The organism is Corallococcus sp. AB030 (assembly GCF_003668965.1).
In the GTDB taxonomy this organism is placed as follows: Bacteria; Myxococcota; Myxococcia; order Myxococcales; family Myxococcaceae; genus Corallococcus; species Corallococcus exiguus.
Map to the genome: position 1 here is coordinate 1 of NZ_RAWQ01000321.1, position 7,340 is coordinate 7,340.

A 7,340-nucleotide genomic window follows, 5' to 3' on the forward strand; every position below is an offset into this window, starting at 1 on the left:
CCCGTGTGCCACGTCCGGGGGGGGTGGAGGTGGTACTTCCGACTACCGGTGGCGAGGGATGTTGCGGGCCACGTGCAGGGCCCACGCCTCCGCCGAGTCCAGCTCCGCGCGGGCCTCGGCATAGCGGTCCTTCGCCGCTTCACTCGCGTCGTTGGCGAAGATGGCGTCGTGCAGCTCCTTCTGGGCGCGGGTCAGCCGCAGGCTGGTCTGCAACCACAGCCGGGCCGCCATGCGCGGCGTAATCACCACCTGGGTGGGATCCCACACCTCCAGGGCGGCGTAGTCAGCGGAGGACAGCTCTTCATAGTGGGGGGCCTGCTCGGTTTGTGCGTTCATGCCCGGATGTTCGCCACGGATTCCGGGCAGGGCATCCGGGCCACCTGGGCAGGAAGACGGCCACTGGTGAGCAGTCGAGGACAGTTCCTTCATCCCCCGGGGTACTCGCCTTCCTTGATTTGCGGGAAAACTTAGTACAGTGAGGCTGGGGAATGCTTCCCACATTGCAACCATGGAGGAATTGGGTGCCCTTCTCCTAGAATCCTCCGCTCCATTCGTGAAGTGAGAGGGATTACCTGGACCTGAACACCTTGAACAAGCTGCTCACCGTTGGCGTCCAGAACGGGGCTTCGGACATCCACTTCCGCCCTGGGGATCCGCCCATCTACCGGGTGAACGGCGTGTTGCGGCCGTTGAAGATGGAAAAGCTCCAGGCTGATCACACGAAGCAGGTCGCGCTGCACGTGATGAACGATCCGCTGGTGAAGGCGCAGGTGGACAGTGTGCAGGAATGCGACTCGTCCTACAGCCTGCCGGGCGTGGCGCGTTTCCGGGTGAACATCTACCGGCAGCGCGGCTCGCTGGCCTGCATCCTGCGCATCATCCCGGATGAGATTCCCAGCATCGACGGGCTGGGCCTGCCGCAGGTGCTGAAAACCATCGCCGGCAACGAGCGCGGGCTGGTGCTGGTGACGGGGGCCACGGGGTCCGGCAAGAGCTCCACGCTGGCGTCGATGATCAACCACATCAACCACACGGAGAGCCTGCACATCCTCACCATCGAGGACCCCATCGAGTTCATCTACAAGAACGTGAAGTCCTCCATCTCCCAGCGGGAGATTGGCCCGGACACGGCGAACTTCTCCATCGCGCTGAGAGCGGCGCTGCGTCAGGACCCGGACGTCATCCTGGTGGGCGAGATGCGCGACACGGAGACCATCGACATCGCGCTGAAGGCTTCGGAGACGGGCCACCTGGTGCTGTCCACGGTGCACACCACGGACGCGTCGCGCACCATCAACCGCCTGGTGTCGGTGTTCCCCGCGGAGGAGCAGACCATGGTGCGCATGCGCCTGGCGGACTCGCTCAAGGCGACCGTCTCCCAGCGCCTGCTGCCCAAGGCCACCGGCAAAGGCCGCACGGTGGCGCTGGAGATCATGGTGCAGACGAAGACGGTGGAGCAGTACATCCGGGACGACCGCGCCTCGGAGCTGAAGGACGTCATCGAGAAGGGCCGCGACATGTTCGGCATGCAGTCCTTCGATCAGCACCTGACGCAGCTGTACCGCGCGGGCGACATCACGCTGGAGACGGCGCAGAGCGCGGCCTCCAACCCGGCGGACTTCCAGCGCGCGCTCGAGTTCGACTGAGAGCGCGCGCCGGAAGGTGACTTTTTCGCGGCCTACTTCTTCGCGGACGGCTTGTTGATGTTCGCGAAGAAGTCGTTGCCCTTGTCATCCACGACGATGAAGGCGGGGAAGTCGACCACGTCGATCTTCCACACGGCCTCCATGCCCAGCTCGGCGTACTCCAGCACCTCCACCTTCTTGATGCAGTCCTGCGCCAGGCGCGCGGCCGGGCCGCCGATGGAGCCCAGGTAGAAGCCGCCGTGCTTCTTGCAGGCCTCCGTGACGGCCGGGGAGCGGTTGCCCTTGGCGAGCATCACGAAGCTGCCGCCCTCCGCCTGGAATTGATCCACGTACGCGTCCATGCGGCCCGCGGTGGTGGGGCCGAAGGAGCCGGACGCGTAGCCCTCCGGCGTCTTCGCCGGGCCCGCGTAATAGACCATGTGGTCCTTGAGGTACTGGGGCATGCCCTCGCCCCGGTCCAGGCGCTCCTTGATTTTGGCGTGCGCGATGTCGCGCGCCACCACCAGCGAGCCGGACAGCGACAGGCGCGTCTTTATGGGGTAGCGCGACAGCTCCGCGCGCAGGTCGCTCATGGGGCGGTTCAAGTCCAGCCTCACCACGTCGCCGGACAGGTCCGTGTCCGTGGTCTCCGGCAGGTACTTCGCTGGGTCCGTCTCCAGCGCCTCCAGGAAGACGCCGTCGCGGGTAATCTTCCCCAGCGCCTGGCGGTCCGCGGAGCACGACACGGCGATGGCCACCGGGCAGGACGCGCCGTGGCGGGGCAGCCGGATGACGCGCACGTCATGGCAGAAGTACTTGCCGCCGAACTGCGCGCCAATGCCGGTGCGCTGGGTGAGCTTGAGCACCTCCTGCTCCAGCTCCACGTCGCGGAAGCCCCGGCCCAGCGCGTTGCCGGACGTGGGCAGCGTGTCCAGGTAGCGCGCGGAGGCGTACTTCGCCGTCTTCAGCGCGAACTCCGCGGACGTGCCGCCCACCACGATGGCCAGGTGGTACGGCGGGCACGCGGCGGTGCCCAGCGCGCGGATCTTCTGCTCCAGGAACGCGAGCAGACTCTGCGGGTTGAGGACGGCCTTCGTCTCCTGGAAGAGGTAGCTCTTGTTCGCGGAGCCGCCGCCCTTGGCCATGAAGAGGAACTTGTAGGCGTCGCCGTCGGTCGCGTAGAGCTCGATCTGCGCGGGCAGGTTGTTGCCCGTGTTGACCTCCTTGTACATGTCCAGCGCCGCCATCTGCGAGTAGCGCAAGTTGGCTGTGAGGTACGTGTCGAACACGCCCCTGGAGATGGCCGCCTCGTCGCCGCCGCGGGTGAGGACGTACTGGCCCTTCTTGCCCATCACGATGGCGGTGCCGGTGTCCTGGCAGGAGGGCAGCACGCCGCCCGCGGCGATGTTCGCGTTCTTGAGCAGCTCCACCGCCACGAACTTGTCGTTGGACGACGCCTCCGGGTCCTGGAGGATGTTGGCCAGCTGCCGCAGGTGGCCCGGGCGCAACAGGTGCGAGATGTCCCGCATGGCCTCGCGGGTGAGCAGCGTGAGCGCCTCCGGCTCCACCTGGAGGAAGCTGCGTCCGCCGGCCTCGAACGTGGAGACGCCCTCCTTCGTGAGCAGGCGGTAGGGCGTCTCGTCCTTGCCAAGTGGCAGCATGTCCTGGAACTGGAAGTCACTCATCGCGGGAGGGTCTCTTCGAGAAGGGGTGGACGGGCGGGGACTCTACTCACGGGGCGGCGCGCGGGGCGGCACTTCGTAGAGGTAGACAGGCGTGCGGTAGAGGTCCTGGAGCCGCACGCTGCGCACGGGCGTCCAGCCGCGAAGCCCGAAGGTGTGGCTCAGGATGCGAGCGCCTTCCGGCAGCTCGGCCGCGAAGCGGGGCGCCAGGCGCGTCATGATGCCCGGGGACAGGTAGCAGACGACGCAGGTTGCGTCCTGGAAGGACGCGGCGAAGAAGTCCCCGTGAAGCAGCGTGAGGTTGGGGCGGGGGAAGAGCCGCTGGCGCAGCCGGCTGAAGAGCCACGGCAACCAGGACAGCTCGTACGCGACGATGCGCGCCTGGGGGCAGTGGTCCGCCAGGTTGAAGGCCACGTCGCCCCAGCCCGAGCCCAGGTCCAACACGGTGCCCCGGGTGTCCGCCGGGAGCATGGCCAACAGCGCCCGCCGCACCCGGGGCGAGCTGGGCATGGGCGGCGCGCCGGTGCGCAGCGTGGAGACGACGATGGACAGCACCCCCACGAGGAGCACCGCCCAGAGCAGCAGGAAGAGAAGGAAGGAGCCGGTCTCGCTCACGGTCAGCGCGCATCATCGCGCGGGGACGCCCCGGCGTGGGGCCCTACTTGCGAGGGTGGTTGCCGGCGTCCATGCGGACCACGCGGGGCGCGCCCGGGTCCGTCTGGGTGGTGACGGGGACAGGAGCGGGCGCGTCAGGCTCGAAGAGCGCCCTGCCCAGGACGAGGCAAAGAGCGGCCCCTACGCAGAGTGCCAGCACGTGGAAGTAGTACGCCATGGGACGTGGGTCCAAGCACGGACCATACCAGCGGCGACCCTCCTCGGAAGGTGGGGGCTGAAAGGCCCCGCTTGTATCCTTCCTGGCCACAGGTGCAGTCAGCCGGTGGCCGCCCAGGCAACAGCTCCCTCACCCGGCGTCAAACCTTCGCGCGCCTTGGTTTTTCACCCGGCGCTCGAGGGCCTCAGACGGAGGGCGCGGACTCGGTGGAGTCCTGTTCAGGGCGGGGCGGGCGGTGGGCGGCGGACTCCAGCCGGTCCACGTTGCGCAGCTCCGGGAAGAGCCAGGCCCAGAGGCCCACGACGATGAGCGTGCCCACGGCGCCAATCACCACCGCGTGCACGGCGCCCAGGGCCTCCGCGAGCGAGCCCGCGCGGAACTCGCCCAGCTCGTTGGAGGCGCCGATGCACATCATGTTCACCGCGCCCACGCGGCCGCGCATGTCGTCCGGCGTGGAGACCAGCTCCAGCGTGTGGCGCACCACCACGCTCACCATGTCCGCCGCCCCGCCAATGGCGAGCGCCACGAGCGACAGCGGCAGGGACCTGCTCAGGCCGAACACCAGCGTGGCCGCGCCGAACACCGCCACCGCGCCGAACATCTTCCACCCGGCGTGGCCGCCCAGCGGACGGAACGCGAGCAGCACCGCCACCACCGCCGCGCCCGCGGCCGGAGCGCTGCGCAACAGGCCCAGGCCCCACGGGCCGGTCTGCAGCACGTCGCGCGCGTAGATGGGCAACAGCGCCACCGCGCCGCCCAGCAGCACCGCGAAGAGGTCCAGGGTGAGGCTGCCCAGGAGCAGCCGCTTCTGGCGCACGAAGCGCAGGCCCGCGACGAGCGTCGTCAGGGAGATGGGCTCGCGCGACGCGCTGCCGGTGCGCACCTTGAGCGAGAGGATCCACACGATGGTGAGCGCGCACAGCGACGCGGACGTGATGTACACGCCCTTGCCGCCCAGCCACCCGTAGAGCAGGCCGCCCACGGCGGGGCCGGCGATGGTGGCCACCTGCCACGTGGTGGAGTTCACCGCCACGGCGCGCGTCAGCTCCTCCGGCGGCACCAGGTAGGGCGTGAGCGCGGAGCCCGCGGGCGCGTAGAAGGCGCGCGCGGTGCCGAACAGCACCAGCACGCCGTAGACGAACCGCACGTCCGTGACGTGGCCCAGCGTGAAGGACAGGAGCAGCAGGCTGCACACCAGCATCACGCCCTGGCAGATGGCCAGGATGCGGCGGCGGTCGTAGCGGTCCGCCACCTGTCCGCCCAGCAGGCTGAAGGCGAGGAAGGGGACGAACTGGGCCAGGCCCGTGTAGCCCAGCGCGAGCGCGCTGCCGGTGAGCTCGTACACCTGCCACCCGATGGCCACCGACTCGATCTGCGCCGCGAGCACCGCGCACAGACGGGCGATTTGATACAGCCGGAAGTCGCGGTGACGGAAGACGGAGCTGGCGAGGACGGAGGGGGTATCGGCCATGGAGTGGGCTGCGCTGTAACGCAGCCCGTCCCCCTTGCGCCAGCGACAAGGGGCGCACGGCCCCGGCGCGCCTTATGTGGTCGCGCGCATCTTGTTCAGCCGGTCGTAGTGGCGGTAGCCCAGCTTGTCGAGCGCGGCGGGCGGCGCGAGGCCGATGTCCACCAGCGTCTTGATGTCGTACGTGCCCGCGAGCACCGGCGGCGCGTAGTTGGCCACCGCCTCCGGCGTGCGGAAGCCGGGCAGCGGGAAGAGCACCTGGCTGGTGTGCACGTGCATGAAGTGCGCGGCGGACTGGCGCTGCCACCCCGGCACGCCCGGCGCGGTGATGACGTGCGGCGTGGCGAGGAACGTGCCGCCCGTGAGGATTTCCAACTGCTGGCCCACCTGCGCCACGATGCAGCCCGCGGGCGCGGTGCCGCGCACCATCGCGCCATTGGGCGCGTCCGGCGTCGCGCGCGTGCGCAGGTACAGGCCGCTCTGGTCATCCGGCTTCGGCGCGGGGCGGCCTTCCGGATCCAGGAAGCGGCCTCCGGGCAGCAGCGTCAGCAGGTTGAAGTCGGTGTGCTCCTCGCCCCAGAGGATGCCGGTGTTCACCTGGGACGGGCCCAGCGGCAGGTACTGGAGCGCGCGCGTGACGTGGGGCGCCTTCTCGCAGGAGGCGGTGAAGGTGTCCTGCGGCAGGTTCAGCGCCAGGGCGGCGCCGCGCAGCAGCTTGAGGCCGGCCTCGTGCAGCGCGGTGCCCATGGTGAGCAGGCCCTCCTGGAAGAAGGGCGGCGCGTCGTCCGGCCAGATGTTCTCCGGGTACAGCTCCGGGAACTCCATGGCGGACTGCGGGTCGGTGGGCGTGGGCGCCGCGAAGTAGCACTCCTTGAAGTCCGGCTGCCCGTTGCTGGCGACGGCGACCTCCGTGTTGGGAGGCGTCCAGCCGCGCTGGTACCAGAGGTCCGCGCGGCCCAGGGGGCGCTTCTGGGCGTCCGGGCGGGCCACGAAGGCGGAGAACGCGTCGTAGAAGCGCTCCAGCGCCGGCGCGTCCACGCCGTGGTTCTTCACGAACACGAGGCCGAAGACGCCGAAGGCCTCGCGCAGGGCCGCCGCGGCGCGCTCCAGGCGCGCCGGTTCACCCGACGCTAGGTCCAGCAGGTCGACCGTCGGGATGTTCATCGTGGGGGTGTCCGCCATGGTGGGCCCAGGTGTATCGCGCCCGGGCCCGGCTGAGGAGGGGGACCGTGCCTGCCTGCCCTCCTCGTTCCAGGGAAATCCGGAAGAGGTCCCCTCCTGCGGACTCACGGCTCCCCTCAGCGCGCGGCGACCGTGACGTCCACGGGGGCGCACGTCACGGGCGTGGACTGGTACTCGCCGCCGGCGCGGGGGACGTCCTCCTTGCGCGTGGCCACGTCCATCAGCGCGTCGCGGAAGCTGATGCGGTACGTGCCCGGCTTCTTGAAGTCCCAGGCCTGCGTCACCTCCACCGTGTTCTCCACCGTGGCGCCCGGGGCGATGGCCGCGTAGCTGTCCGCGCCCGGGGCCGCGCGCTTCACCATGGGGCCCTGGTACGGCATCTCCTCGCCGTCGCGGGTGACCTGGAACACCGTGCCCAGGATGCCCTCCAGCGGCGTCTGCCACTTGAGCACCCAGACGGGCGACTCCGAGCGGTTGGTGAGCTTGAAGAGGACTTCAATGGACTCGCCGGCCTTCGCCTTCGGGTGGACGCTGAGGGCGCACTCCAGCTT

The 7,340-nt window shown here is 69.5% G+C and carries 8 protein-coding genes; 1 reads left to right on the forward strand and 7 read right to left on the reverse strand.

Going from position 1 to position 7,340, the window contains the following annotated elements; all coding sequences use genetic code 11:
- Positions 1–42: 42 nt before the first annotated feature.
- Complete coding sequence (locus D7Y15_RS41090) at positions 43–336, reverse strand: FruA-associating protein, FapA (protein WP_120558715.1); 294 nt, start codon at positions 334–336, stop codon at positions 43–45.
- Positions 337–587: 251 nt separating this feature from the next.
- Between D7Y15_RS41090 and D7Y15_RS41095 the strand changes: the two genes are divergently transcribed.
- Positions 588–1,646 carry a type IV pilus twitching motility protein PilT gene (locus tag D7Y15_RS41095; protein ID WP_233597530.1) on the forward strand — a complete coding sequence of 353 codons (1,059 nt, stop codon included), beginning with the start codon at positions 588–590 and terminating at the stop codon, positions 1,644–1,646.
- 32 nt (positions 1,647–1,678) lie between these two features.
- On the opposite strand, the gene D7Y15_RS41100 is transcribed toward D7Y15_RS41095, so the two are convergent.
- The 6 genes from D7Y15_RS41100 to D7Y15_RS45005 form a co-directional block, all read right to left on the reverse strand.
- Positions 1,679–3,310, reverse strand: a complete 1,632-nt coding sequence (locus tag D7Y15_RS41100) for a fumarate hydratase (protein WP_121755990.1) — start codon at positions 3,308–3,310, stop codon at positions 1,679–1,681.
- Positions 3,311–3,352: 42 nt separating this feature from the next.
- Entirely contained in the window at positions 3,353–3,922 is a 570-nt protein-coding gene (locus D7Y15_RS41105) for a class I SAM-dependent methyltransferase (protein WP_121755991.1), read from the reverse strand.
- A 43-nt stretch (positions 3,923–3,965) separates the two neighbouring features.
- Positions 3,966–4,139 (reverse strand): hypothetical protein, encoded by a 174-nt coding sequence (locus tag D7Y15_RS45000; RefSeq protein WP_158629206.1) that lies wholly within the window; start codon positions 4,137–4,139, stop codon positions 3,966–3,968.
- Between the two features lie 184 nt (positions 4,140–4,323).
- Positions 4,324–5,610, reverse strand: a complete 1,287-nt coding sequence (locus D7Y15_RS41110) for an MFS transporter (protein ID WP_121755992.1) — start codon at positions 5,608–5,610, stop codon at positions 4,324–4,326.
- 72 nt (positions 5,611–5,682) lie between these two features.
- A complete protein-coding gene (locus D7Y15_RS41115) occupies positions 5,683–6,789 on the reverse strand; it encodes an isopenicillin N synthase family oxygenase (protein ID WP_120580894.1) in 1,107 nt (368 codons plus the stop codon).
- A 116-nt stretch (positions 6,790–6,905) separates the two neighbouring features.
- On the reverse strand, positions 6,906–7,340 hold a 435-nt coding region (locus D7Y15_RS45005; protein ID WP_121755993.1), incomplete at its 5' end, for a protease.

Excerpts from the sequence above, each read along its gene's own strand:
- D7Y15_RS41090 (WP_120558715.1), bottom strand. The coding sequence starts at position 336 with ATGAACGCACAAACCGAGCAGGCCCCCCACTATGAAGAGCTGTCCTCC.
- D7Y15_RS41100 (WP_121755990.1), bottom strand. The coding sequence starts at position 3,310 with ATGAGTGACTTCCAGTTCCAGGACATGCTGCCACTTGGCAAGGACGAG.
- D7Y15_RS45000 (WP_158629206.1), bottom strand. The coding sequence starts at position 4,139 with ATGGCGTACTACTTCCACGTGCTGGCACTCTGCGTAGGGGCCGCTCTT.
- D7Y15_RS41110 (WP_121755992.1), bottom strand. The coding sequence starts at position 5,610 with ATGGCCGATACCCCCTCCGTCCTCGCCAGCTCCGTCTTCCGTCACCGC.
- D7Y15_RS41115 (WP_120580894.1), bottom strand. The coding sequence starts at position 6,789 with ATGGCGGACACCCCCACGATGAACATCCCGACGGTCGACCTGCTGGAC.